This window comes from Thermostichus sp. MS-CIW-37 (genome assembly GCF_054060065.1).
The window spans coordinates 23,721-48,633 of record NZ_JBSSCV010000006.1 but is presented as its reverse complement, the minus strand read 5'-3'; the positions used below and the strand labels follow the sequence as shown (position 1 = coordinate 48,633).

The 24,913-nt window shown below is 58.3% G+C and carries 22 protein-coding genes; 14 read left to right on the top strand and 8 right to left on the bottom strand.

Features of this window, described 5'->3' with window-relative positions; genetic code table 11:
• Positions 1–131 precede the first annotated feature (131 nt).
• The 3 genes from bchL (at position 132) to ACVWYZ_RS04350 (ending at position 3,546) form a co-directional block, all read left to right on the top strand.
• Positions 132–968 (top strand): ferredoxin:protochlorophyllide reductase (ATP-dependent) iron-sulfur ATP-binding protein, encoded by an 837-nt coding sequence (bchL, locus tag ACVWYZ_RS04360; protein ID WP_041437180.1) that lies wholly within the window; start codon positions 132–134, stop codon positions 966–968.
• 158 nt (positions 969–1,126) lie between these two features.
• Positions 1,127–2,104: a protochlorophyllide reductase gene (locus tag ACVWYZ_RS04355; protein WP_457384748.1), complete on the top strand. Its 978-nt coding sequence runs from the start codon at positions 1,127–1,129 to the stop codon at positions 2,102–2,104.
• Positions 2,105–2,145: 41 nt separating this feature from the next.
• On the top strand, positions 2,146–3,546 hold the full coding sequence (locus ACVWYZ_RS04350; protein ID WP_457466259.1) for a ferredoxin:protochlorophyllide reductase (ATP-dependent) subunit N: 1,401 nt from the start codon (positions 2,146–2,148) through the stop codon (positions 3,544–3,546).
• On the opposite strand, the gene ACVWYZ_RS04345 is transcribed toward ACVWYZ_RS04350, so the two are convergent.
• The 3 genes from ACVWYZ_RS04345 to ACVWYZ_RS04335 all read right to left on the bottom strand — a co-directional run bounded on the left by ACVWYZ_RS04345 (position 3,543) and on the right by ACVWYZ_RS04335 (position 5,487).
• Positions 3,543–3,821 carry a hypothetical protein gene (locus tag ACVWYZ_RS04345; RefSeq protein WP_457466257.1) on the bottom strand — a complete coding sequence of 93 codons (279 nt, stop codon included), beginning with the start codon at positions 3,819–3,821 and terminating at the stop codon, positions 3,543–3,545. The genes ACVWYZ_RS04350 and ACVWYZ_RS04345 overlap by 4 nt on opposite strands.
• Position 3,822: 1 nt before the next feature.
• A complete protein-coding gene (gene hemL / locus ACVWYZ_RS04340) occupies positions 3,823–5,133 on the bottom strand; it encodes a glutamate-1-semialdehyde 2,1-aminomutase (protein WP_457466255.1) in 1,311 nt (436 codons plus the stop codon).
• Positions 5,134–5,211: 78 nt separating this feature from the next.
• Positions 5,212–5,487 carry a DUF4404 family protein gene (locus tag ACVWYZ_RS04335; protein WP_011432644.1) on the bottom strand — a complete coding sequence of 92 codons (276 nt, stop codon included), beginning with the start codon at positions 5,485–5,487 and terminating at the stop codon, positions 5,212–5,214.
• A gap of 251 nt (positions 5,488–5,738) precedes the next feature.
• Between ACVWYZ_RS04335 and ACVWYZ_RS04330 the strand changes: the two genes are divergently transcribed.
• From ACVWYZ_RS04330 to ACVWYZ_RS04310, 5 genes are all read left to right on the top strand, one after another.
• Positions 5,739–5,996, top strand: coding sequence for a hypothetical protein (locus ACVWYZ_RS04330; RefSeq protein ID WP_457466253.1), 258 nt, complete (start codon positions 5,739–5,741; stop codon positions 5,994–5,996).
• A gap of 30 nt (positions 5,997–6,026) precedes the next feature.
• Positions 6,027–6,773, top strand: coding sequence for an SIMPL domain-containing protein (locus ACVWYZ_RS04325; RefSeq protein WP_457466251.1), 747 nt, complete (start codon positions 6,027–6,029; stop codon positions 6,771–6,773).
• 434 nt (positions 6,774–7,207) lie between these two features.
• Positions 7,208–8,386 (top strand): response regulator, encoded by a 1,179-nt coding sequence (locus tag ACVWYZ_RS04320; protein WP_457466249.1) that lies wholly within the window; start codon positions 7,208–7,210, stop codon positions 8,384–8,386.
• A 47-nt stretch (positions 8,387–8,433) separates the two neighbouring features.
• On the top strand, positions 8,434–8,937 hold the full coding sequence (locus ACVWYZ_RS04315; RefSeq protein ID WP_457466247.1) for a hypothetical protein: 504 nt from the start codon (positions 8,434–8,436) through the stop codon (positions 8,935–8,937).
• Positions 8,938–8,999: 62 nt separating this feature from the next.
• A complete protein-coding gene (locus tag ACVWYZ_RS04310; protein WP_457466324.1) occupies positions 9,000–9,866 on the top strand; it encodes a shikimate dehydrogenase in 867 nt (288 codons plus the stop codon).
• Positions 9,867–9,929: 63 nt separating this feature from the next.
• Here the strand turns inward: ACVWYZ_RS04310 and glnT are convergent, their stop codons facing one another.
• The gene (gene glnT, locus ACVWYZ_RS04305; RefSeq protein WP_457466245.1) at positions 9,930–11,228 is read right to left on the bottom strand and encodes a type III glutamate--ammonia ligase; all 1,299 of its coding nucleotides are present in this window, start codon (positions 11,226–11,228) and stop codon (positions 9,930–9,932) included.
• 275 nt (positions 11,229–11,503) lie between these two features.
• On the opposite strand from glnT, the gene ribH reads away from it, so the two are divergent.
• Complete coding sequence (gene ribH, locus ACVWYZ_RS04300; RefSeq protein WP_414330323.1) at positions 11,504–12,088, top strand: 6,7-dimethyl-8-ribityllumazine synthase; 585 nt, start codon at positions 11,504–11,506, stop codon at positions 12,086–12,088.
• Here the strand turns inward: ribH and htpG are convergent.
• Both htpG and ACVWYZ_RS04290 read right to left on the bottom strand, forming a co-directional pair.
• The gene (htpG, locus tag ACVWYZ_RS04295) at positions 12,082–13,941 is read right to left on the bottom strand and encodes a molecular chaperone HtpG (RefSeq protein WP_457466243.1); all 1,860 of its coding nucleotides are present in this window, start codon (positions 13,939–13,941) and stop codon (positions 12,082–12,084) included. The two genes, ribH and htpG, sit on opposite strands and share 7 nt — an antisense overlap.
• Positions 13,942–14,048: 107 nt before the next feature.
• Positions 14,049–15,518 carry an LCP family protein gene (locus tag ACVWYZ_RS04290; protein ID WP_457466241.1) on the bottom strand — a complete coding sequence of 490 codons (1,470 nt, stop codon included), beginning with the start codon at positions 15,516–15,518 and terminating at the stop codon, positions 14,049–14,051.
• Between the two features lie 121 nt (positions 15,519–15,639).
• On the opposite strand from ACVWYZ_RS04290, the gene ACVWYZ_RS04285 reads away from it, so the two are divergent.
• The 4 genes from ACVWYZ_RS04285 (at position 15,640) to ACVWYZ_RS04270 (ending at position 20,777) form a co-directional block, all read left to right on the top strand.
• Positions 15,640–16,248: a 4'-phosphopantetheinyl transferase family protein gene (locus ACVWYZ_RS04285; protein ID WP_457466239.1), complete on the top strand. Its 609-nt coding sequence runs from the start codon at positions 15,640–15,642 to the stop codon at positions 16,246–16,248.
• A gap of 105 nt (positions 16,249–16,353) precedes the next feature.
• Complete coding sequence (locus tag ACVWYZ_RS04280) at positions 16,354–16,803, top strand: plastocyanin/azurin family copper-binding protein (protein WP_457466237.1); 450 nt, start codon at positions 16,354–16,356, stop codon at positions 16,801–16,803.
• A 66-nt stretch (positions 16,804–16,869) separates the two neighbouring features.
• A complete protein-coding gene (locus ACVWYZ_RS04275; RefSeq protein ID WP_457466235.1) occupies positions 16,870–19,356 on the top strand; it encodes an HD family phosphohydrolase in 2,487 nt (828 codons plus the stop codon).
• 197 nt (positions 19,357–19,553) lie between these two features.
• Entirely contained in the window at positions 19,554–20,777 is a 1,224-nt protein-coding gene (locus ACVWYZ_RS04270; protein WP_457466232.1) for a glycosyltransferase, read from the top strand.
• Positions 20,778–20,888: 111 nt separating this feature from the next.
• On the opposite strand, the gene ACVWYZ_RS04265 is transcribed toward ACVWYZ_RS04270, so the two are convergent.
• Both ACVWYZ_RS04265 and ACVWYZ_RS04260 read right to left on the bottom strand, forming a co-directional pair.
• A complete protein-coding gene (locus ACVWYZ_RS04265) occupies positions 20,889–22,634 on the bottom strand; it encodes a peptidoglycan D,D-transpeptidase FtsI family protein (RefSeq protein ID WP_414409085.1) in 1,746 nt (581 codons plus the stop codon).
• Positions 22,583–22,729, bottom strand: a complete 147-nt coding sequence (locus tag ACVWYZ_RS04260) for a hypothetical protein (protein WP_457466230.1) — start codon at positions 22,727–22,729, stop codon at positions 22,583–22,585. The genes ACVWYZ_RS04265 and ACVWYZ_RS04260 overlap by 52 nt, the downstream gene beginning before the upstream one ends.
• Positions 22,730–23,293: 564 nt before the next feature.
• On the opposite strand from ACVWYZ_RS04260, the gene ACVWYZ_RS04255 reads away from it, so the two are divergent.
• Complete coding sequence (locus tag ACVWYZ_RS04255; RefSeq protein WP_457466228.1) at positions 23,294–24,880, top strand: ArnT family glycosyltransferase; 1,587 nt, start codon at positions 23,294–23,296, stop codon at positions 24,878–24,880.
• The last annotated feature ends 33 nt before the right edge of the window (positions 24,881–24,913 follow it).

Genomic DNA, 24,913 nt, shown 5'->3' with positions numbered 1-24,913 from the left:
TCTTAGGAGCATTTGCAAGATCTGGGAACTTCTAGCTTTTTGAGGGATCCACCTTTATCCTTCGCAACAGTTCTCAGGGGGCGGGTTGGCTGCCGATAATGTCCCTTGTCTGCCCCATGGAGGAACGCGCTGTGAAATTGGCGGTTTACGGAAAAGGTGGGATCGGCAAATCCACCACCAGTTGCAACATCTCGGTGGCCTTGGCCAGGCGGGGCAAAAAGGTCTTGCAGATTGGCTGTGATCCCAAGCACGACAGCACCTTCACCCTGACCGGCTTTCTCATCCCCACCATCATCGACACCCTGGAAGCCAAGGGCTATCACCACGAAGACATCTACCCAGAAGATGTGATCTACCGCGGCTACGGCGGCGTGGACTGCGTGGAAGCGGGTGGGCCCCCGGCAGGGGCCGGCTGTGGCGGCTATGTGGTGGGGGAAACCGTCAAACTCCTGAAGGAGCTGAACGCCTTCGATGAGTACGATGTCATCCTCTTCGATGTGCTGGGGGATGTGGTGTGCGGCGGTTTTGCGGCTCCCCTCAACTACGCCGACTACTGCCTGATCGTAACCGACAACGGCTTTGATGCCCTGTTTGCCGCCAATCGGATTGCTGCCTCGGTGCGAGAAAAGGCCAAAACCCGCAAGCTGCGGTTGGCCGGGCTGATCGGCAATCGCACCAGTAAGCGGGATCTGATTGACAAATACGTCTCGGCAGTTCCCATGCCCGTTATCGAGGTGCTTCCCCTCATTGAAGATATTCGCGTCTCGCGGGTCAAGGGCAAAACCCTCTTCGAGATGGCGGAAACCGATCCCAGCCTGGAGCCTGTCTGCCAGTACTACCTGAACATCGCCGATGAGCTGCTGGCCCGTCCGGAAGGGATCGTGCCCCAACCTGCCGAGGATCGGGAGCTGTTTGCTTTGCTCTCCGACTTTTACAACACTCCAGCCCGCCAACTGGCCTTGGTGTAAGGGATCCCCTGCCAGCGGGGGCAGTGTGTCCAAAAATGAAGCCACTGTTTCGGAAGACTGTCGCAAACCTTATCAATTTGTTGTCCGATCCGCTTTCCCCCCCAAGATGGATCCTGTAGGGATCCCGCTTTGGGAAGGAAATGGCACAGGAGTTGGATATGCAAGGACAAGAGCAACCCACCGTCGTGATTACCGGAGCTTCCTCGGGTGTTGGCCTATACTCAGCTTTGGCCTTGGCCAAGCGCGGCTGGCACGTGGTGATGGCCTGTCGGGATCTGGACAAAGCCTACCGGGTGGCCCAACAAGTGGGGATCCCCCAGGGCAGCTATACCCTGATGCAGATCGATCTGGCCAGCTTGGCCAGCGTGCGGCGGTTTGTCGAGCAGTTCCGCAACTGGGGCCGTTCCTTGGATGCCTTGGTCTGCAATGCCGCCATCTACATGCCCCTGCTCAAGCAGCCCCTGCGCAGCCCGGAAGGATATGAGCTGACCATGGCCACCAACCATCTGGGGCATTTCTTGCTCTGCCACTTGATGTTGGAGGATCTGAAACGCTCTACCTATCCGGATCGGCGGCTGGTGATCTTGGGCACGGTTACCCACAATCCCAAGGAGCTGGGGGGTAAGATCCCACCCCAACCCCACCTGGGGGATCTGCGGGGGTTTGCCCAGGGCTTTAAGGATCCCATCAGCATGGCCGATGGCGGCAAATTCGATCCGGTGAAAGCCTACAAAGACAGCAAAGTCTGCAATATCCTCACCATGCGCGAGCTGCACCGCCGCTTCCATGAGAGCACTGGCATCACGTTCCTCTCTCTCTATCCGGGGTGTGTAGCCACCACGGCTCTGTTCCGCCATCACTATCCCCTGTTTCAAAAACTTTTCCCCTGGTTTCAAAAAAACATCACGGGCGGATTTGTTTCTCAGGAATTGGCCGGAGAGCGGGTGGCCCAAGTGGTGGCCGATCCCGAGTTTCGTCGGTCGGGATTCTACTGGAGCTGGGGCAACCGGCAACGCAAGAATGCCAAGCCCTTTAACCAAGAAGTCTCTGACGAGGCGGCGGACGATGCCAAGGCCAAACTGCTTTGGGATCTCAGCGAAAAATTGGTGGGTGTGCCCCAGTTGGCGGCCCTTTAGCCCGAAATGTTCCCCTCTTTATATGTTGTTAGGAGACGAGCATGAATGCTGCTTTGGATAGTGCCAATGCCCTTAACTTTCAGTGCGAAACCGGCAACTACCATACCTTTTGCCCGATTAGTTGTGTAGCTTGGCTTTATCAAAAAATTGAAGACAGCTTCTTTTTGGTCATCGGCACCAAAACCTGTGGCTACTTTCTGCAAAACGCCATGGGGGTGATGATCTTTGCCGAGCCCCGCTATGCCATGGCGGAGCTGGAAGAGGGGGATATTAGCGCCAAGCTCAACGACTATGAGGAGCTGAAGCGGCTGTGCCTGCAAATTCAACGAGATCGCAATCCCAGCGTGATTGTTTGGATCGGCACCTGCACCACCGAGATCATCAAAATGGATCTGGAGGGCCTAGCCCAGAAGCTGGAAGGGGAGATCGGGATCCCGATTGTGGTGGCACGGGCCAATGGCCTCGACTACGCCTTTACCCAAGGGGAAGATACGGTTTTGGCCTCGATGGCTCAGCGCTGCCCAGAGCAGGTGCGGGCAGAGGAGCAGGAAACCCGCGGGGGTCTCCAGGCTCTTTTCTACGGGCTCCGCTCCGGAAAAAAGAAAGAGGAGGAAGGCTTCCACAAGCATCCTCCCTTGGTGATCTTCGGCTCGGTGCCCGATCCGGTGGTGACCCAACTCACCCTGGAGCTGAAAAAACACGGGATCCGCGTCTCCGGCTGGTTGCCGGCCAAACGCTATGGAGAGCTGCCGGCCATCGAGCCGGGCACCTACGTGGTGGGGGTGAATCCTTTCCTCAGCCGCACGGCCACCACGCTGGTACGCCGCAAAAAGGCTAAGCTCATCACCGCTCCTTTTCCCATCGGGCCGGATGGCACCCGCGCCTGGATAGAAGCCATTGCCCGCGAGCTGGGGATCCCAACTCAAGGCTTGGCAGAGCGGGAAGCGGAAGTGTGGAGCCATCCCCAAGTTCGGGATTATCTGGAGCTGGTGCGGGGCAAAAGCGTTTTCTTCATGGGCGATAACCTGCTGGAGATCTCGCTGGCCCGTTTCTTGGTGCGCTGCGGCATGATGGTGCAGGAAATCGGGATCCCTTACATGGACAAACGCTACCAAGCGGCTGAGCTGGCCCTCTTGGAGCGCACCTGCGAAGAGATGGGAGTGCCCAAGCCCACCATCGTAGAAAAGCCGGATAACTACAACCAAATCCAGCGCATCAAGGCCCTGCAGCCGGATCTGGTGATCACAGGTATGGCCCACGCCAACCCCCTAGAGGCGCGCGGGATAGCCACCAAGTGGTCGGTGGAGTTTACCTTCGCCCAGATCCACGGCTTCGGCAACGCCCAAGCTCTGCTGGAGCTGGTGACCCGACCGCTGCGGCGCAATGCAGCCCTCAAAGGCTTGGGTTGGGAGCGGCTGGTGCGAGAAGAAGCCCCTATCTAACCTTCCGGCTCCTCATTGTCGAACAGTAGGCCGTCCAGGTGATCTGGCAGTTGCTGCCGGTCGATCCAGACCATGCCCGCCAGAATAGCCTCGGCCTCGTTTTGAAAGTAGCCGTAGGCTTTGGTGCCAATCTCCGACTCGCAAGAGCCATCTTGCTGGAGCAGCCGGCAGCGAAAGATAAACCCCTTCTCTGTAGCTTGGGTGGTGATGCTCCAGTTGCGATGGATATGCTCGGCCATAGCAGGGATCCCGGCTCGCGAGGGGGTAATTGTCAACTCAGAGGGTGCTCAACACCTCTCGCGCTGCGGCCAAGGTTTTCTCCACATCGGCCTCTGTGTGGGCCAGGGAGGTGAAGCCGGCCTCAAATTGCGAGGGCGCCAGATAGACTCCCCGCTCCAACATGCCGCGATGGAAGCGGGCAAATTTCTGCAGATCGGAAGTCTTGGCCTCTTCGTAGTTGCGCACTGGGCCGGCAGTAAAAAAGAAGCCAAACATGCCGGGCAGATAGCCCCCGCACATCTCATGCCCCGTTTCCCGCGCGATCTGCAATAGCCCCGTCGCCAACTTCTCGGTAATCCGCTCCAGATACTCGTAGGTGCCCGGGCGGCGCAAAATGTCCAGTGTCTGGATCCCTGCTGTCATGGCCAGGGGGTTGCCGGAAAGGGTGCCCGCCTGATACATCGGCCCCGCTGGAGCCACCATTTCCATAATTTCTCGCCGACCGCCGTAGGCCCCCACCGGCAGGCCGCCGCCGATGACCTTGCCCAGGGTCGTTAAATCGGGGATGACCCCAAACTTGGCCTGTACACCGCCATAGCTGATGCGAAAGCCGGTCATCACCTCGTCAAATACCAGCAGGGCCCCGTACTTTTGGGTGAGATCTCGCAAGCCTTCCAAGAAGCCCGGCTGGGGGGGAATAAAGCCGGCATTGCCCACCACCGGCTCTAGGATGACTCCGGCAATGGAGTCGGGGTGCTGTTCAAACAGGGCCTTGACTGCTTCTAGGTCGTTGTAGGGGGCAGTGAGAGTGGCGCTGGTAGCTGCCTTGGGCACCCCTGGGGAGTCCGGCAAGCCCAGCGTGGTCACCCCCGAACCGGCCTTCACCAAGAACATGTCCGCATGGCCGTGGTAGCAGCCCTCGAACTTGATCACCTTTTCCCGACCCGTGTAGGCCCGCATCAGGCGCAGCGCCGCCATGCAAGCTTCAGTGCCGGAATTGACAAAGCGCACCATCTCCACACTGGGCACCGCCTCAATGACCCGCTCCGCCAGTTCATTTTCCAGAACGCATGGGGCGCCGAAGCTGGTGCCTTTCTCCAAAGCTCGGCGCAGAGCCTCAATGACCTCGGGGTGAGCGTGGCCAACAATCGCCGGCCCCCAACTGCCGATGTAGTCGATGTATTGGTTGCCGTCCACATCCCAGGCGTAGGCCCCTGAGACACGGTCGAACACGACGGGATCCCCGCCCACCGACTTGAAGGCCCGTACCGGAGAACTAACCCCCCCCGGCATGAGGCTTTGTGCCCGGGCAAAAATCTGTTTGGAGCGGGCGGTGTTAAACGAAGTGGAGTGGAGAGTGCTGGTCATAGAGCAGGAGCTTTCAACGCATTACCAAGGCTAGCAAGCAAGGGAGCTTTCTGGTGAGCCCTTTTATGGACCCTGAACCTACAAACCCATCCCTGCCAGTGTGTCGATCACCTGCTCCAGGATCAGGGTAAGGTTGGGATGCGAGGTCTCGAACAGGCCCAGCGCCTCTCCGATGCGATCTCTATGCCCTTGGCTCTGTTTGCTCTCGGTTCGGGATCCCAGCTCGGCCAGCACCGCTTCCACTTCCTGGCGAATGGTGGCAATGTGCTGCCGCTGCTTTTCGTCCAGGCCAGGGGTTTTTTGCAGCTCAACATCCAGATCGCGCAGCAGTTGTCGCAGTTTCGATTCGGCCATTCTTAAAGAGACCTTAACAAATTGAGAACAAATTAAGTTTTGACCACCCTGCCTCGATCATACGGCCTGATGGGTTGAAGCAGGGATCTCTTTGTCCAAGGTCTGAGGGCGGGTGAGGCGACGAAGGTGAACTTTGACCGCCGGGGATCCCAGCATTGGAGCAACTCCCATAGGATGGGCAGTAGAGTCTATCCCCATGTCTGAGCTGGCATTGGCCCTAGTAGGGGCGGCGGTTGCTGTTGCCCTTTATCATGGGAATTTTTGTCTGGGAACAAAGACGCAGCCAAGAGCTGCTGCAGCGGTGGGCGGCAAAGCATGGCTACTCCATTTTGAGCCAGGAGGCACAGTACTGGCGGCTGGGGCCTTTTTCCGGGAGCACTTCCAAGTATCAACGGGTATTCCGTGTGCGGATACGGGATCCGTGGGGGCAAGAACGCACCGGCTGGGTGAGGTTAGGGAACTGGTGGCTGGGGCTTTTGTCGGATCAGGCTGAGGAGCGGTGGGAGTAGGCTGGGATTGAACCACAGAAGGGGAAAGCGATGAACGGGATCAGGGGTTGGAAAGGGCTGAAGGGGGTAGCGTGGCTGGGCCTGGTACTGGCGGTGGCACTGTTGGGTTGGAACATAATCGCCGGAGGTGGAGCGATGGCCAGTCCCGCTGAGGGATCCCGAATGTTGACGGTTACAGGACAGGGATCGGTCTCCGTAGAGAACTCCATTGCCCTCATTCGCTTGGGGGTGGTGATCCAGGGGGAGACGGCGCAATCGGTACAACAACAGGTGGCAGAACGCTCAGAGCGGCTGGTCAATCGCCTCAAGGAGCTGCAAGTAAGCGCTCTACAAACCACCGGCATTTCCCTCTACCCGCAATACGACTATCGGGATGGCCAGCCTCGCCTAACGGGTGTGCAGGGGCAAAACAGTCTGCAATTCGAGGTGCCCGTGGCCAGAGCCGGGCAAGTGCTGGATGAAGCCGTGGCCGCCGGAGCCACCCAGGTGGAATCGGTCAGTTTCCGGGCCGACGATGCCACCCTGTTGGAAGCGCGCAGCCGCGCCCTAACCCAAGCCGTGAAAGATGCCCAACGTCAAGCCCAGGATGTGCTGGGGGCCTTGAACCTGAGCATCCGTTCCGTCGAGCGCATCCAGATTCAGAGCGATGGCTACATGATCCCGCCGCCGATCCCCTTTGCCCGCGCCGACTATGCCCGTCTAGAAACAGCATCCACACCGGTGGAGGGGGGACAGCAAACCGTGCGCGCCCAAGTCACCCTCGAGATCCGTTACTGAGCCTCTGCTTTGCTGCCTCGAATAATTCACAAATGTTCACCACATAGATTTCAGCTCTCCCGCCAAAGGGCTTCTGGTCAGAGCAAGCCTTGGGCAGCAACAGACAGCGGCTCTGGACGAGCGAAGTCTCAGTGATTCAAGAGTGATTCAATCCATCTAACCAACTCGGCAAAGTGGAAGCGGCTGCTGTTCGCTACCGCATCAGAATAACGATGGAGATACCACATTCACTAGAATAGCGATGGAAAGTTGCGGGTAGTTTGCTTTCCCGGATTTTCTCGCCATCCTGCCTCAGTTTGTCTATGGATCCCAGACCGGAGAGCGCTAGTGCAGCTCCTGCGCCTGAGAAGGCGAAACTCGTCTCTGGCAGAAGACAAGACGGCAGTCTGCAAGCCCGTGTACTGATTGTGGATGATAGCTACATGGTGGCAGAGATGCTGTCCAACTTTTTGGGCAAGCAGGGCTGCAGTATTTCTTATGCTTTGGATGGCCTCTCCGCGCTGGAGCAAATTCGCCGCCAACCCCCAGATCTGATCATTGCCGATTGGGTCATGCCCTCCCTGAACGGCCTAGACCTGTGCCGTCAACTGCGGCAACTGCCGGAATATGCTTGGGTGTACTACATCATTATGACTGCCCGCGAGGGCAACGATAGCATGGAGCGGGCTTTGGAGGCAGGCGCCGATGAGTTTCTTTCCAAACCCTTTCAGGCTGCAGAGCTGCTGACGCGGGTGCGGGCAGGGCTGCGCATTGTAGAAAGTCGCCGCCAGCAATATCTGCTCAAAACTGGGCAAAAATCTCCTCCCTCTCCCCCCAAGTCGATTGGTTTGGAGGTGGGTAACCGTCAGGATTTGGTGGCTCGTTTGCCGCTGCGGGTGGCCCAGGCCCGTGCTCAATCGGAACCCCTCAGCTTGTTTGTGCTGCGCTTGGCCAACCTCGGTTCTCTGGCACAAGGGCTGGATGCTGACGGTCGGGCTGATCTGCTCAAACTGTTTAGGGAGCGTTTGGCCAATAACCTGCGCGATGGAGACGACCTGTTTTGCTACGACGAGGGGCAGTTTATCATTCTGCTGCCGGGGAGCACCTTGGCTGCTGCGCAAATGGCTGCCGAACGCTGCTGCCAGCGAATGATTCAGGATCCCTTTGTGGTGAATGGACGGGCGCTGCCGGTACAGCTCCAGTTTGGAGCGGCCAGCCTCATGGACAGCGATGATCCCAAGGGGGTGGCTCTGTTGCGTCGGGCTGCCCAGGCTATGCGAGATAGCAGGAATGTGCACAGCTCGGTGGTGACTGCTCCCCATCCCATCCCAGTTTCCGACCGCGTCAGCGGAACGGAGTCCTCAGAGCTGCTGAAACGCCTGCAGCGTCTGGAAAAAGAAAACGCCGAACTGCGCCGAGAGCTGGAAACTCGCCTCAAGCAGATTGAGGATCTCCGCCAACACCATCAAGAGCTCAGCCAAAAAATGCAGGCTTCTGCACCGGAACTGTCCACAGCGGGATCCCTGGCCCATAGACCCTTCCGCTTGCGGCGGCGAAAACTCCGGCAGCTTTGTCTGAAGCGTCAACTGAGCCGTAGAAGACCGCGCCTGGCCTTGGGGCGGCTGAGCAGGTAGTGATGGGCTGAGCGAACGGGAGAGACGGAAGGGAGGTGCAAAAGGCTATGATGGGCATTCTTCAGGGTCAAGTGGCCGGATCTGGGATCTGGAGACCAGCAGGAAGATGGTTCCTAAACAACATTGAGCTCATCTTGACGGCGGTAGGAATAGGGGTGATTCTGCTAAGTGGTTTTGTGGCCAGCCGCAGCGCTTTTTCGCTAGAAACGGCAACGGCGGTCAGCGCCACTTTGGTAGGGGTCGTCCACGGGATCCTCTTTTGGCTGTTGCGACGGCGGCAGAGACAGGTGAGGCGGGAGGCAATCGGGCAAATTCGGGAAATGATAGAAGATTTGGGCAAAAACCGCCTGCAAACCATCAAGATGAGCTTGTACATGGTGCAGGCGCGTCAACCGGAACAGGAAGAGCGAACCCGACAAAGCTTTGACCGCGTTTATCAGATCCTGGCGGAGATGAGCACCTTGATCGACCACATTTCGGAAGAATCGTTGGCCGACTGGCGCCATCGCTACCGGCAGACTCTGCAGCGGGTTGAGTCGGAGTCTCAGTAGTTTTTAAATCGTCTTTAAATCTTGAGTGGCTTAAGGGATCCCTTGAGGAGTTGGCTGAGCCGGTGGACGGTCGGATTTCGGGAAGCACCCAATTGCTCGGTCTAATCGGGGATCCGGTGGCCCACAGCTTATCCCCGGCCATGCACAATGCTGCTTTGGCAGCTATGGGGGAAAACTATTGCTATGTGCCGTTTCCGGTGGCTCCAAAACACTTGGCGGCGGCGGTGGCAGGGCTGGCGGCCATTGGGGTGCGGGGGTTTAATGTGACGATTCCTCACAAACAGGCCATTCTCCCTTTGCTCGATCAGATTGAATCGCGGGCAGCAGCGGTGGGGGCGGTGAATACGGTTTACCCCTTGCCAGAGGGCGGGTGGGCGGGCACCAATACCGATATCGATGGCTTTGTGCAGCCTTTGCTGGGTCTGGAAAAAGGGATCCCTACTCTCATTCTGGGATCCGGGGGGGCAGCGCGGGCGGCCATCCAAGGCTGTTTGGAGTTGGGGCTGGGGCCGGTGCGGGTGGCGGGGCGATCCCCCAACCCATTGCTGGCCTTGCAACAGACCTGGCCTCAGGTGGAGACGGTGAACTGGGCGGAGTTGAATTGCTACCTGTCTCAGACGCGGCTTTTGGTCAACACCACCCCCGTGGGCATGCACAAGCCGGGATCCCCTGGCGGTCAGGAGCTCTCTCCCCTGAGCCGGGAGCAACTGTGCCTGCTGTCTCCAGGTGCCATCGTCTACGACCTGATCTATGTGCCGGATCCCACTCCTCTGCTGCGCATGGCCGCCGAGTTGGGCTATACCCCCATCAGTGGGCTGGAGATGCTGGTTCACCAGGGGGCCAAGGCTCTATCGCTTTGGCTGGGAGGCAAGCCTGTGCCAGTAGAGGTGATGCGGCAGGCAGCTCAACACCAGTTGGCCCAGGTTTAGGGTCACTCCAGGCCAGTTGGAAGCCCTCTCTCAAGGTGTAATGAGATAACAACAACTACCGGGCTAGCAATCCAAGGTTGTTTCCCGCTCCCAGGGCGTGATCTGACGGTTGTATTCCTGCCACTGTTGGCGTTTGAGCTTGAGGTAGGCATTCACAAAGGGATCCCCAAGCCTGCTGCGGAACAGGGTGTTTTGGTCTAAATGGTTGAGGGCTTCGACCAAAGAGCCGGGCAACGTTTGGGCATTGGGGAGGGGATCCGTATAGGTGTTGTTGTCGCAGCGGGGGCCAGGATCCCGTTGGTGTTGGATCCCGTCCAGGCCGGCGGCAATGAGACCGGCAGCCAAAAGGTAGGGATTGGCAGCAGCATCGGCCAAACGCAGTTCAAACCGCCCGGCATCCGGGATCCGAATGGCGTGGGTGCGATTATTGCCGCTGTAGCTGATCGTATTGGGAGACCAGGTGGCCCCAGAGAGCGTGACGGGGGCATTGAGGCGGCGATAAGAATTGACCGTCGGGTTGGTGAGGGCACACAAAGCAGGTGCATGGTGTAGCACCCCGCCGATGAAGTGATAGGCCAGTTGAGAAAGCCCCAATTCCCCTTGGGGATCGGCAAACAGGTTTTGTTCGCCTTGCCAAAGAGAAATATGGGTGTGGCAGCCGTTGCCCGTCAGATGAGCAAAGGGTTTGGGCATGAAGGTAGCTCGATAGCCATGCTTTTCGGCAATGCTTTTCACCATGTATTTGAAAAAGGCGTGGCGATCAGCCGTAACTAGGGCATCGTCAAACCGCCAGTTCATTTCAAATTGGCCGTTGGCATCTTCGTGATCGTTTTGATAGGGATCCCAGCCCAGCTTCTGCATGCCATCGCAGATGTCTCGGATCACCGAGAAACGCCGCATCAAACTTTGCTGGTCATAGCAGGGCTTGGCCTGCCGATCCCGCTCATCGGAAATGGCCCACTCTTCTGGCGACAGAAGCATGAACTCGCATTCGATCCCCGTCTTGACTTGAAAGCCCATAGCTTCTGCTTGGGATAATACCTGCTTCAACACCCAGCGGGGGGTTTGTGGCAAGGGATCCCCGTTGACCTGGACTAGATCGGCAGGCATCCAGGCCACTTCCGGCTGCCAGGGCAGTTGAAACAAGCGCTCGCGCTCCGGCTGGGCAAACACATCGGGGTCTGCAGGCGTCAAGTCCAACCAGGCAGCAAACCCGGCAAATCCAGCCTGACCCTCTGCCATGAAGTCGATAGCTGAGGCAGGCACCAGCTTGGCCCGTTGGATCCCAAACAGGTCGGTAAAAGAGAGCAGAAAGTAGCCGATCCCTTGGGCGCGGGCAATTTCAGAAAGCGGCTGTGTCATGCACCCAAGCTAGGTCTTGGCCTCAGGTAGAGATGTGTCTTTCCGCACAAAAATGAATCTTTATCAGAAGAGATGGCTAGGGAGACAAGCACCGCTTTTGAGTACCGAGGAGTGAGAAGGGAGGAGTGAGAAGTGAGGAGGAGGAGTCTCTTCTCTTCGCTCTTTCCTCTCTCCTCTCTTCTCAATAGGCATGAAGGCCGCTCCCTCAGTGAATTAGGATGGGAGAGCGTGGTTTTCCGCTTGTTCTTCTCTTGGGTAGGTCTGGAGCAGCGCAGATGGCAGTTTACGAGGGCAATTTTGTTCAGACGGAAGATCTGCGTCTGGCCATTGTCATCGGTCGGTTTAACGACCTGATCACCGGCAAATTGTTAGAAGGGTGCCAGGACGCGCTGAAGCGGCATGGTGTGGATGTCGGCCCGGAGAGCAAGCAGGTGGACTACTACTGGGTGCCGGGCAGTTTTGAGGTGCCTTTGCTGGCCCACCAACTGGCCCAATCTCGCCGTTATGACGCCATCATCTGCCTGGGGGCAGTGATTCGCGGGCAAACTCCCCACTTCGACTATGTGGCGGCGGAGGTCTCCAAAGGCATTGCGGCGGCAGGATTTCGTACCGGCGTGCCGGTCATTTTCGGGATCATCACCGCCGATACCCTGCAGCAGGCTCTGGAGCGGGCCGGGGTCAAGAGCAACAAAGGTTGGGAATACGCCATGAGTGCCCTGGAGATGGCTACTCTGATGCGCCAAGTTGCCCCCGTGCTCCAAGGCAGCTACGGCCACAGCGGCAACGGGGCCGGATCCCGTCCGTCTCTGCCCGGTGGAGCGGAAGCCCTGCAGTCTACCCTGGACAGCGCTGCCTATTGAGGGCGGGTGAGCCGAGTCAGCACTTCGTTGGAGCGCTGCACAAAGGCCCGCGCGGCTGCTGGATCAAAGCTTTTCTGGGTAATCAAAGCCAAATCGTAGATGTGATTGCAGATGAGGTGAACCAAGTCGGGATCCCGCCCCCGATCGGCAAGAGATTGCAGGTTTTGGATGAGGGGATGGGCAGTGTTCAGAACCAGGGTGTGCTCTTCCAGAAACTCCAGCGGCTTTTGCTGGATGACGGCGTTGAGCTCCTGCAGGCGCCGCAGCGTCTCCGGCAGCAAGATCATGGCCGGAACCGACTCTGATTTAAGAGCTTCTGCTGTGATCTGCAACTTGTCTTTGCCCAGGGCCTGCCGAAAGAGATCGACCAACTTTTGGCTGCGGGTTTTTTGCGTGACCGGGTCAACAATTTCGGCGGCTTTGTCTTTATCCACCAGCGTTTCATCCAGCTCAGAATCTACCCGCTTAAATTGGATCCCTTCTTCTTTGTATTCCCGCTCCAAAAAGCTGCTGAAGTGGCTGTCGATCCAGCTATCCAACATGATCACTTCCAGTCCTTGAGAGCGGTGGAGATCGATGTAGGCGCTCTGGGCAGCCTCATCGGTGGCGTAGTAAACTCGCTTGTTTTGCCTATCGCGGGTGCGCTCTAGGTATGCTTTCAGGGTCACATATTCGGGTTTATCGGCAGGGGATCCGGCCACTCGGAAAATGAGAATATCCTTAATCTGGGCAAAGAACTTGTCGTTGTTCATCGCCCCAAACTTCATAAAGAGGCTGATGTCGGGCCAGACCTTGACGTATTTTTCGTAATCTTCCCTGTACAGTTCATTGAGACGATCCGCCACCTTTTTGGCAACGTGATCCCCAATGCGTCTTACGGTGCGGTCATTTTGCAAGAAGCTGCGAGAGACGTTGAGGGGAATATCCGGACTGTCGATGGCCCCCCGCAGAGGTAGGAGGAACTTGGGGATAACTTCCTCACAGTTATCTTGGACAAAGACTTGATTGCAGAACAGCTTGACTTGACCCTTGGTGGGATCAATATCCGGGCGCAACTTGGGAAAATAGAGGATCCCTTGCACGATGAAGGGATAGTCGGTGTTGATGTGCACCCAGAAATGGGGATCCTCTTGAAAGGGATAGAGGTAGCGATAAAACTCTAGGTAATCCTCATCTTTAAGTTCGGAAGGTGAGGTTCTCCACAGGGGCTTTTGCTTGTTGATCACTTCCCCGTTTAACTTGATGGGAACGGGGATGAAATCGCAGTATTTACGAACCAATTCCCGAATGCGGCTTGGCTCCAGGTATTCTTCGTTTTCGGGGGTGATGTAAAGGGTAACGGTGGTGCCGATGCTGGAGCGCTCAGAATCGGAGAGGGTAAAAGTAGTGGTGCCGTCACAAGCCCACTTCACCGGCGTGCTGCCGGGCCGATAGGAGAGGGTGTCGATCTCCACCCGCTGCGACACCATAAAAGAGGAGTAGAATCCTAGACCAAAGTGGCCAATGATTGCTTGCTCTGCGTCTTTGCCCTTGTACTTTTGAATGAACTCTTCAGCGCTGGAAAAAGCCACCTGGTTGATGTATTTTTTCACTTCCTCGGCAGTCATGCCAATGCCGTTATCGGCCACCGCTAAGGTCTTGGCCTCCTTGTTGAGGGCAATCGTAATCTCCGGCTCTGGGAGATCTGCCACTTCGCCGGCAAGGCTGGCCATCTTCAGCTTGGTGATGGCATCAGCAGCATTGGAGATCAGCTCCCGCAAGAAGATCTCTCGATCCGAGTAGAGAGACTGCTTGATGATGGGAAAGATGTTCTCGGTGTGGATGGTGATGGATCCCTGTTCCAGCACGGTCATAGGTGGCTCAGCACTCAAACAAGCTCAGTGCTAATCTACAGAGACCGAAAAGTCCCCGACAAGCAGGCTCTTTTTCGGAAATCCGCACTCGCAACCGAACCGGCTCTCTAGAGCTGAGCTGCTCCGGGCGGAGCTTGGGTTTGGCCGTTGGCGTCAGCGGCGCGGAGTGCTTCATCCAAAGCCAACTGTTGAGCCCAATCCTGGCCGATCCGAATGGTGACATCGGAGTTGAGAACGCCAGTAGATTCTACCCGCACTTCTCCCAGGCCAATGGCGGCGCGGATCTGTTTAGCCCCCTCCCGATCCCCGCTCTGGGCGAGGATCTCCGTTTGCTGCAGCACCTGAGTGCTGTCTTCCACGGCAAAAGCATGGGCGTATCCTTGTCTCACCAATTCTTGCACCATACGGCGGGCCATCCCCGGCTCTCCGGTCGCGTTTTGCACGGCTATGCGCAGGCGGTGTGGAGGAATGCGGGCTACCTCTGCCTCCAGGCCAAAGTGGGAGACGGCCACCCGTCGGATCCCGGCTGGATCCGGCAGCCAGTAGCTGGTGGAGAATTCTCCCGGCTGACTGAAGCGGCCCGGCAGCAGCACCAGGTCGATGCGATCGCCCCCAGAGGTGAGGACAAACTTGGCCAAGCTCAGAACCTCTTCCCAGGTGAGGTTGGTATCGAGGTTGGTGCGGATAACCTGCAAAATCTTTGGGATCCGCGGCCAGACAGCAGGGGAGAGCAGTTCCCGGCTCAGGGCCCGCAGCAATTCCTGTTGCCGTTGCACCCGACCGATATCCCCCAATCCCAGGTGATCGCGGCGAAAGCGGGCAAAGTGGTGGGCTTGTTTTCCATTGAGGCGTTGCCAGCCGGGCTCCAGGTGGATGAACAACTGCTGGGTGTGATCTGCGTATTGCATCGGTTCCGGCACGTAGATTTCCACGCCGCCCACCGCGTCGATCAGCTCTTCCAGAGCATCGGTATTGAGGCGAATGTAGCGGTCAATCGGGATCCCACCCATCAAGTGGCTGACCACCTGAGCCGTCAGCGCCGGGCCCCCTGCCAAGTTGGCAGCATTGATCTTGGCCACACCAAAGCCAGGCAAGCGCACACGAGTGTCGCGGGGGATGGACAAAACGGTAATCCGCCGCGCCTGGGGATCAAAGCGGGCCAAGAGAATGGTGTCGCTGCGGGTGTGGAAGCGATCTCGCTCTGTGGGCAAGGGCAGGGTGGGATCCGGGTTGTCCGTGCCGAGAATGAGGATATGCAACGAGCGATCCAGAGCCGCAGCCCGTAAGGCATCGGGACGGAAGGCTTCTTGTTCTGCAGGAGTGAGGGAAGTTGGGATCACCTGACGGGGCAACATCACGGCCAGGAGGGCACCGGCAGAACCCGCCAACACAGCCGTGAACCCCAACAACAGCCAGAGGATCCCCTGACGAATAGCCTGCTGACGAGCTGCGCGGACACGGTCAGGACGGGGGGGATAGTGGAAGGAGGGCATCAGGTCAGACCAGGTCTCGCGAGCGCGTACAGGAAAGGGTGTACTGTCTGGGTGGTGTTGCCAACCCCACCAATTCAAGGCCATGTTATCCCATCCTTATTCCTTAGAGTTGTCTAGACCCAACTTCACAGTGGGATCCCTGCAGCCGTTGTTGGGGAAGTCGGAGGCGCACCTTTGGCTGCAGACAGTCCCCCCGTTGGAGAAGTTGCTCCCCCAGCTCGACTTTCTTTCTCCTGAGGAACGTCGGCGGGCAGAGCGTTTACAACTGCCGGCGGATCGGTGCCGCTTTCTGGCCGGTCGTCTTGGGTTGCGGAGCTTGCTCAGCCGCTACAGCGGCATTCCACCCCAGGGGATCCCCCTCGACCACAGTTCTACCGGCAAACCCTACTGGCGGGATCCACCCCTACCGCTGCAGTTCAACCTCAGCCACTCCCACGAGCGCGTCCTGATCGGCCTGAGGTTGCAATACCGCATTGGAGTGGATCTGGAATGGGTTCGACCTGTGCCCCGCTGGCAGCGCATCGCCCAGCGCTACTTTTCGGCTGCCGAGCAAGTCCGTTTGGCCAACTGTCCAGCTCCAGAGCGAGATGCCCTCTTCTTCCAAATGTGGACACAAAAAGAGGCACTCCTGAAGGGAACGGGCAGAGGTCTGGCCGGCTCTGCAGCTTTGGGCGAGGACTCCCGCTGGGTGACCCTACCCCTTCGGGTTGCCGGTGGCTACGCCGCTGCGGTAGCCCTTGAAATGAGGGGCGAAATACCCGAAGACGGAGGGGAAGCCCTAACTGTGCGGCTCTACACGGATGTAGAGGGCTAGACAGCCGCAGCGGCAAAATCTCTCCACCCACCGCTCGAGCTGCTATCTTGAGTTTCCAAGCTACTCCCCTCAGCGGGAGAGAGTTTTTGATTCCATGGTGTTGCCATGTTAAGCAGGTTCTGTCGTTTCCTGGTGTTGGGAATTTGGCTATCGGTTCTCATGATTGGGATCCCTGGCCTGGCGCAGGCGCGGGATCTCTCCAGACAAACGCCGCAGGAGAAGGTGGTTGAGTTGGGCACTGCCGACAATCAGTTGGTGTTTGCGCCCAAGGAACTGTCTTTTCACAACGGCAGCCTCTACCGTCTTCGCCTGAGCAACCCCAGCCAATTGAAACATTATTTCAGCGCCAAAGATTTTGCCGATGCCGTTTGGACCCGTAAGTTGGAAGTGGCCGGTGTGGAAATCAAGGGCCAGATCCGAGAATTGGAACTGAAGCCAGGCGCTTCGGTGGAGTGGCAATTTATTCCCCTGAAATCTGGAGTCTACGCTTTGGTTTGCACCATTCCCGGCCATGCAGAAGCAGGTATGGTGGGGCAGATTACCATCGGCGATTGAGATCCTCTTCCTGGGCTACCCGGCCAAAAGGGGATAGAAAAGAGAAAGACGCTGCCAGGCCAATCCATGAAAAACCCGCTCACGACCAAAGCCCTTCGCGCCACCGACGCGAACGCGGAACACTGGACTCGGCGACGCCAGGCAGCTTCCCCTCGAAAGAGCAGGCCCCCCCTTTCGGAGCGGATTGCCGGCTATGCCCTCGCGCTTCTCTCCCTCACTGCCGTCCACGGGATCCGCTACTACAACGAACCACAACTGACCGTCGGCAGCCGTTCTCCGCAGACGTTTCTTGCCCCTGCTGCGGCGGAGATTGAAGATGTGGAGGCTACCCAGGCCCGACAAGCTGAGGCGCGACGGCGGGTGGTTCAGGCCCTCAAAATCAACAGCACCGCCAACGACAGCATGCGGCAAAACCTGGAGGGTCTCCTGGCTGAGGTGGAAGCCATCCGACAAGAGGCAGGGCCTCTGCCCTATGTTTCTGTCCAGTTGCTGTCTCTGCCAACGCAGATCTACCTGCGCCAGCTTTCCCCGGAGGAGTGGGAACCCTTCCAGGCTCGCGTCCGAAAAGAGGCCATCCGCGGAGCCACCCCATCTCCTTCAGAAGAGCCCTCTTCTGGGCGACCGGAGCAGCTGGAGCAGCGGGCCAAGCAGGAGCTTGTTGAGGTTTGGCAGCGGGCTTGGTTGGATGGATCGGCCACCCAGATGGCGGGGACGGATCCCTATACTCAGCTAATTGCCCAGGTGGAAGCGGCGCAACGGCGCTATCAAGCGGCTTTGCCGGCTCTGGAGCAGCTCACCCCCCCTGTCCCGGCCACCGTTCTCAATTTGGCAGATGCGGATTGGCAGCATTTGCAAACCTTGAGTCGGCGGGTCTTGGAGCGTCTGCAGAAGATAGGGATCGTGGATGGCCTGCCCCGCGAAGTTCGCGCCGAAGGGATCCAAGCCCAACTGGACGATTTGATGTTTCCGGGCAATGCTGCCCAACGACAGGAGTTGCAAGGGCTGGTCTATCAGTGGCTGCAGCAGGTGCTCATTCCCAATGTGGAGGTGGATCCCCAGCGCACCGAGCAGCGCATTCGCGCCGAGCTGGAAAAAGTAGAGCCGGTTCTGATCTCGGTTGCCGAGAACCAGGTGATCGTGCGAGCAGATCAGGTCATCACTCCCGAAATTTTTCTCATCTTGGATCACTTTGGGCTTACCCAGCGCGGGATCAACATCTGGGGCTTGGTGGGAGTGGCCGGAGTGATGGGCATGGGCCTGGCTGTCTTTGTGCCTCTGCAACAACGCTTGAGGCCGGGATTGCGCCGCCGGGATCGAGTGTTGATCCTCATGGTTTCCCTGACCGCTCCCCTGTTGGCGGCCTTGTTCAAGCTGGAGTTCAGCTCCTTGCCGGCGGTGGGGCTGTTGCTGGGCAGTTTTTACGGGGCAGGGCTGGGCCTGGTGGTGGTGGTGGGCCAGGCGTTGTTTTTGCCCTTGGTCTCCTCTGCCAACCTGCTCACCGTCGTGCCCTTGTTGTCCGGCAGTGTGGTGGCCTCTGCCTTGGCCGGGCGTTCCCGCTCCCGAGAAGAGCTGGCCTTGCTGGGGGGAGGAGCGGCAGCGGTGCAGATGCTGGCCTACGGGGCGGTTAGCTTGGCCGCCACCGGCGGCATCGACCTGTTGGCTATGGCTTTGGCGGGGGGAACCAGCCTGGGGTGGAGCATTGTTGCCCTGGGAGCCAGCCCCTACCTGGAGCGCCTGTTTGACTTGGCCACCCCCATTCGTCTGATCGAGTTGAGCAATCCCAATCGCACCCTGTTGCGGCGACTGGCTGCAGAGGCCCCCGGCACCTTTCAGCACACTCTGTTTGTGGCCACTTTGGCAGAACGGGCTGCCCAAAAGCTGAACCTCAACGTGGAGCTGGTGCGCACCGGCACCCTCTACCATGACATCGGCAAGATGTTGCAGGCCCGCTACTTCATCGAGAACCAGATGGGCAGCCTCAACCCCCACGCCCAACTGGACGATCCCTATCGCAGCGCTCAGATTATCAAGGCCCACGTCAGCGATGGCTTGCGCCTGGCCAAGCAATATAATCTGCCTACCGCCGTCCAGGCGTTTATCCCTGAGCACCAGGGGACGATCCTGATTGCCTATTTCTACCATCAAGCCCAGATGAAAGCCGGGGGTCAGCCCGTACCCGAAGAGCCGTTCCGCTACGATGGCCCGATCCCCCAGAGCAAGGAGACGGGGGTGGTGATGATGGCCGATGCCTGTGAAGCCGCCCTGCGCAGCATGACTCTGAGCGATGGCTTCGGCCCCGATGTGGTCGAGCGGGCAAAAGCTGTTGTCCGCAAAATTGCCCAGGCCCGTTGGCAAGATGGCCAGTTGGTTGATAGTGGGCTGACGCTGGAGGATTTGGAGGTGGTGGCAGACGCTTTCGTGGAGGTCTGGCGGGAATCCAACCACGAGCGCATCCCCTACCCCAGTTTCACCCCTGCCCCCTCGCTGCCTGAGACTGCCTCTGCTCAGGCCCAGATCCCGGTGGCGATGAGCCACTCCACGGGATCCCCTTAGCCAGGTGACCTCTCCCGTTCGCGTCAGTGAGACGGAGTCCTCAGAAGCTAAGTAGGTAGAGAAAGGTCTAGCCCTGCGGCTCATCGATCAGTACGATAGGGGATCGTTCTGTGGACCCAGTATGAACCAAGGCAGTCCTAGGATTTGCAGCCCTAGGCGGAGGATTTTTGTTTTATTGTTTTTGGATGGCCTGCTGAATGCTTCATGGAGCTCCTACTTCCTCTGCCGATCCCAAAGCTTCTGCAGCTCCTTTTCAGATTCCACCTCTGTCTCAGTCCAGCCCTGTCCAACTGTCGCTGGTCATTCCCACCTACAACGAAGCCTCCAGTATCTGCAGCCTGATCCGGCAGTTGTGTGCCCACCTAGACACGATTCTACCGGGGGCCTATGAGCTGATTGTGGTGGATGACAACAGCCCGGATCACACCGCCAAGTTGGCCCAGGAGCTGCAGGAGGAGTTTCCCCAACTCAGCGTTATCTGCCGGCAGCGGGAACGGGGCCTGGCTACAGCAGTGGTGCGAGGATGGCAGGCTGCCCGCGGAGAGGTGCTGGGGGTTATGGATGGGGATTTGCAGCATCCGCCGGAGATCATCCTCAAATTGTGGCTGCTCATCCAGAAGGGGGCAGATCTGGCGGTGGGCAGCCGCTATGCGGAGTCGGGGGGGGTGAGCCACTGGAGCTTGGGCCGACGCATCGTCTCCCGTGGGGCCCAATGGATCGGGTTGGCTCTGCTGCCAGGGATCTTCAGCCGTGTTTCCGATCCGTTGAGCGGACTGTTCCTGGTCAGACGCCAGTCTATTGCCGGGATCCCGCTCAACCCCAAGGGTTACAAGCTGCTGATCGAGGTGCTGGCGCGGGGCCGGGTGAAAACCATTGCTGAAGTCGGCTACATCTTTCAGGAGCGCCAGAACGGCGAGAGCAAAATCCAACTGCAAACTTGTCTCCAATATCTCCACCACCTGATGGTGCTGCGCTTTTCGCTAGGGCAGGTGGGATCCTTTTTGCGCTTCAGCACGGTTGGCCTATCCGGCACCTTGGTGGACATGGCTTTGCTCTATGTTTTGCACGATCCCGCCAACTTGGGATGGGATCTCATAACGAGTAAGCTGGTTGCTTCGGAGGTGGCCATTCTCAATAACTTCCTTTGGAACGACCTGTGGACTTTTCGCCATGTGACCCGCTTGCAGCCGGGGCCCTGGAATCGCCTGCAGCGGTTGGCGAAGTTTAACGTTATCTGCTTAATTGGCTTGGTTCTCAACGCTTCACTGGTGATCTTGCTGAGCGAGCGCTTGGGCGTTCATTATCTACTGGCCAACTTAATTGCCATCGGTGTTGTCGTATTCTGGAACTTCTACCTCAACTCCAAACTGAGCTGGAGGAGTGCGGAGGTTAAACCCGACTCTATGGGTGGCAAGTCTTGAGTAGGGCTTTTTCCAGGAAGAGCCAATAGGAAAGTACGGGCATTTCGCTCATTTCTTTACGGTCTGGGCCCTCTTTGGCATCCGCCTTCGCCCCTTGTTCCTGTAGCTGCGCTAAGTAGAGTTGGGGCGGATCCCTTCCAGGGCGATGATCTCCTGGATGACCGAGCGAACAACGGGAGCAGCCGTCGTCGAGCCGAAAGCATCTTCCCCCTGCGGCTCGTCGATCACCGCCAAGATCACGTAATTCGGGCGAATGGCCGGGAAGTAGCCCACAAAACTGGTGATGCGCTTGCCGGGCAAATAGCCCCCCCGCGGCCCAACTTTCTGGGCAGTGCCGGTTTTGCCGCCGATCTCATACCCCTCGATCTTGGCCGATTGCCCGGTGCCAAAGTCCACCACATCCCGCATTTGGATACGCACCGCCAGGGTGGCTTGCTCGGACAACACCCGCACCGGCTGGGGCTGCGGGGATCCCCAAACCAGAGTATCCGTATCCTTTTCCACCAAGCCTCGCACCACATGGGGCTGTACTTTCAGTCCGCCATTGGCAATGATGCAGTGCATGGCAGCCAACTGTAGAGGAGTGAGGGCCAGCCCCTGGCCGAAAGCGACAGTGGCCCGCTCCACCGGCACCGTAACAAACTGTCGCAGCGGTTTCAAACGGCTGGCCGGCTCAAAGGGCAAATCCACGCCACTGCGCTCGTTGAACCCCAGCCGCACCAAGGCATTGTAGTACTGGCGGGGATCCAGCTTGCGCATTAGATGTACCATGCCCACATTGCTGGATTGCCGCAGGATATCCGTGACGCTCATCCAGCCATGGGCCCCTCGCTGGTGGTAGTCGTAATTTTGAATGGGCCACTGACCGATGAGAATCCGACCCTCGTCATAGACCCGCTCATCTGCCCTGAAGGCTCCAGCATCCAACCCAATGGCAATGTTGATGGGCTTGAAGGTGGATCCCGGCTCATACAAATCCGTTACGGCCCAGTTGCGAAAAAGACCGGGGTCATACTCAAAGTAGCGGTTGGGGTCATAGGTGGGCTCGCTCACCAGAGCCAAAATCTCCCCCGTGTGGGGCTGCAAGATGATCACCGTACCCCGCAGCGCTCGAAACCGTTGCAGTTGGGCTTTCAGGGCAGCGCGGGCAGCTCTTTGCAGACGCATGTCTAGGGTAAGTTGCAGCACCGTCTCGCGGGATTGCAGCAGCCCTTCCGGTACCTCTGCAGCCAACAGTCGTCCGTAGCCATCGCGAGGAATAGTAACAGGCTGAACAGTACGCTCCAGCAGCTCTTGCCGGGAATATTCCACTCCCGCTTGGCCCTGATGATCCAGATCCACATAGCCCACCACCTCGGCGGCCATCTCTTTTTGGGGGTAAATGCGTTGCCGCTCGCTCACCAGCTCCAGGCCATCCAGATGCAGAGCCTGAATTTGATCCGCCACCTCCTGGGATACCCAGCGCTCCACCCGCACCGCATGATTAACCGACAGCCGCTGCGTCAGTTGCTCCACCGGACGCCGCAACAGGGGAGCAAGGGCAGTGGCCATTTCCTCCGGGGTGCGTTTGCCGAAGAGACGGGGATGGGCCCAGAGGGTGTAGACAGGGCGATCTACGGCCAGCAATTCTGCCTGTTGCTTGGCAATGGAGTGACGATCCAGAATCGAGCGACGAGGAATGAAGGGTCTTAGCTGGGCTCTCTGCTGGGCCTCGGCTCGCTGCTGCAACAGGGGTGCCTGTTGATGTTGCAAATAAACCAGGCGTGCCCCTGTCAGAAACAGGGCAATGGTCAGAGCCAAGCCGGTCATGCCGGCGCGAAAGTCAAGCTGGCGGGCCGTCGGGATCCGATCCCCCAAGAGCCATCCCAGCGTTGTTCCCCACTGCCTGGAGCTTCGCGGTGAAGGGGGCCAAGAGCCTCTGCGTCGGCGCCGTTGGGCAAGTTGCCGGCCATTTTGCCTTGTCTCCAGAGATTTCGGCACAGGCCGCCCTACCCTAGCCCTAGGTCTGCCTTCCATTGCAATCCTCACATAAGCACCACCGCTAGTTTGGCGCTCATCCCACTGTTATGCCACCCCACAGCTTCTGGGAAAGACCTTGGGATCCCGAAAAGCAGCCCAAGAAATTTTAGAGGTGTTGGAGATAATTTAAGTGTTGGAGATAACTTAATTAATGCCTCAGAACATGAATTAGGTGCGGGCAAATCCTCAGACTTTTCGCACTTGGATCCGCAGTTTTAAATCACATTCAAAAGAAACTGGGAGGACATGAAAAACCCAACTCACTTGCGTACATTCAACATCTCAAACCTTTAACTTGCTTGATTTAAAACCTCTTCCTGGCGCTTTGTGATGACAGTGAATCAGAGGCGCGGGCAGAGGCCGAGAAGCTGGGTCAATTTTTGGGGTGTCCGGTCATTTTTTTGCGGGAAACAAAGTCATAGTGCTAGAGGGACGTAGCCCCGAGAGGTATTCAAGGTAAGTTAGATCTGTCCATCTGCCCATAGGGATCCCCTCCATTGCCTAGAGCGGTTTGGCTAATCCTGGGGTTGGGCTTGTTCATGCGGGGCCTGGTGGCTGCCCTTTTGCCGCCGGGCTTTGACGAAGCCTACTACTACCTCTACACCCGCCATCTGGATTGGAGCTATTTTGACCATCCGCCGCTGGTGGCCTGGACAACGGGCTTGGGGCCTGCCTTGACCGGCCAGGTGTCGGCTTTTTCTATTCGACTGGGATCCCTGCTGCTGTATTGTGGCTCTTCCCTATTCCTCTACTACACCGGAGCGCGCCTTTTCTCTGTTCGGGCGGGACTGATCAGCTTGGCGGCCATCAGCATCGCACCCATCCTTTGGATTGGGTTTGGGGTGCTGACCTTGCCGGATAGCCCGCTGATCTTTTTTACGGCAGCAACCCTATGGGTGGCCAGCCAGGAGTTTTTCCCGGTGCCTTTGGGGCAGGGGAAATTGGGAGTCTATGGGGCGGCTCGCTATCGGCCAGGGCCTAGGCTAGCGCTCATAGGTCTCTTGGTGGGGCTGGCCTGCTTGGGGAAGTACCACGGCTTGGCTTTGGGGTTCGGCCTGGTACTCTTTTGTCTGCTCAGCCCAGTTCATCGCTGTGCCTTGAGGTCGGGCTGGACGGTGCTGGCGGTGCTGGGTTTTGTGCTGGCCTTCAGCCCGGTGCTGATCTGGAACGCCCAGCAGGATTGGGTCTCCTTTCGCTTTCAGGCGGGGCGGGCGGTGCCGGAGGCAGGGTATCAACTGCAAGCGCTGGGGCTGACGATCCTTTCTGAAATCTTTTACCTGTTCCCCAGCTTGGGGATCCCTTTGGGGTGGGCGAGTTTGGCAGGGACGGGTCGGGTGGCCCTGCAGATTCTCCGCGGGATGCGGCTGACGGATGAAGAGCTCAAGCACCTTTTGATCCTGGCCTGTGGATTACCGCTGGTGTTGGCCTTTACCTTGATGGGAGGCTACCGGCCCATCTTGCCCACCTGGCCCATGCCGGGGTTTTGGGTGCTGACGCTGCTGCTGGGATCCTTCTGGGAACGGTGGCCGGGAGCGAAGCGAACCTTAGTGGGGACGGCGGTGATGGTGAGTTTGGTGGTGGGGGTGGGGCTGGCCCATGTGCGCTACGGCCTGCTGCAAGAGCCGGGAGGGATGGGGCTGTGGCCCGTGGAGCAGGATCCCTCTACTCAGCTCATTGAAATTGAGCAGTTGCGGCAGCGGTTTCGGACAGATCCCCACCTGGCTCAAGCCCTTGAGGAGGCAGAGTTCGTTTTTACCAATGTCTATTTTTTGGGCGGTCAGATCGCCATGGCCCTGGCTCCGCTGACGGACAAGCCTCTGACCTGCCTGGATGCAGATTTGCGGGGCTTTGCCTTTTGGTCGCAGCCGCAGGACTGGCTGGGGCAGGATGGGCTGCTCATCACTTCCAAGTTGTTCCAGCCGAGGGCAGGGATCCCAGCCACCTATGGCGACTACTTTGCCCAAATCGAGCCTGTGGCCGAGGTTCCCCTGGTGCGGGCAGGGGCGGTGGCGCAAACCTTTCAGGTGTACCTGGCTCGACAGATGCGCAAGCCCTATCCCCGCCCTTATTCCCGCCTGCAATAACAGCAGAGCATGCCTCTAACCCCCAAAACCCTG

Excerpts from the sequence above, each read along its gene's own strand:
- ACVWYZ_RS04330 (WP_457466253.1), top strand. The coding sequence starts at position 5,739 with ATGGGAATTTTTGTCTGGGAACAAAGACGCAGCCAAGAGCTGCTGCAG.
- ACVWYZ_RS04275 (WP_457466235.1), top strand. The coding sequence starts at position 16,870 with ATGAAAAACCCGCTCACGACCAAAGCCCTTCGCGCCACCGACGCGAAC.
- ACVWYZ_RS04280 (WP_457466237.1), top strand. The coding sequence starts at position 16,354 with ATGTTAAGCAGGTTCTGTCGTTTCCTGGTGTTGGGAATTTGGCTATCG.
- ACVWYZ_RS04350 (WP_457466259.1), top strand. The coding sequence starts at position 2,146 with ATGAATGCTGCTTTGGATAGTGCCAATGCCCTTAACTTTCAGTGCGAA.
- ACVWYZ_RS04355 (WP_457384748.1), top strand. The coding sequence starts at position 1,127 with ATGCAAGGACAAGAGCAACCCACCGTCGTGATTACCGGAGCTTCCTCG.
- hemL (WP_457466255.1), bottom strand. The coding sequence starts at position 5,133 with ATGACCAGCACTCTCCACTCCACTTCGTTTAACACCGCCCGCTCCAAA.
- ACVWYZ_RS04335 (WP_011432644.1), bottom strand. The coding sequence starts at position 5,487 with ATGGCCGAATCGAAACTGCGACAACTGCTGCGCGATCTGGATGTTGAG.
- ACVWYZ_RS04315 (WP_457466247.1), top strand. The coding sequence starts at position 8,434 with ATGATGGGCATTCTTCAGGGTCAAGTGGCCGGATCTGGGATCTGGAGA.
- glnT (WP_457466245.1), bottom strand. The coding sequence starts at position 11,228 with ATGACACAGCCGCTTTCTGAAATTGCCCGCGCCCAAGGGATCGGCTAC.
- ACVWYZ_RS04260 (WP_457466230.1), bottom strand. The coding sequence starts at position 22,729 with ATGGCCGGCAACTTGCCCAACGGCGCCGACGCAGAGGCTCTTGGCCCC.
- ACVWYZ_RS04290 (WP_457466241.1), bottom strand. The coding sequence starts at position 15,518 with ATGGCCTTGAATTGGTGGGGTTGGCAACACCACCCAGACAGTACACCC.
- ACVWYZ_RS04320 (WP_457466249.1), top strand. The coding sequence starts at position 7,208 with ATGCTGTCCAACTTTTTGGGCAAGCAGGGCTGCAGTATTTCTTATGCT.
- ribH (WP_414330323.1), top strand. The coding sequence starts at position 11,504 with ATGGCAGTTTACGAGGGCAATTTTGTTCAGACGGAAGATCTGCGTCTG.
- ACVWYZ_RS04270 (WP_457466232.1), top strand. The coding sequence starts at position 19,554 with ATGCTTCATGGAGCTCCTACTTCCTCTGCCGATCCCAAAGCTTCTGCA.
- ACVWYZ_RS04325 (WP_457466251.1), top strand. The coding sequence starts at position 6,027 with ATGAACGGGATCAGGGGTTGGAAAGGGCTGAAGGGGGTAGCGTGGCTG.
- htpG (WP_457466243.1), bottom strand. The coding sequence starts at position 13,941 with ATGACCGTGCTGGAACAGGGATCCATCACCATCCACACCGAGAACATC.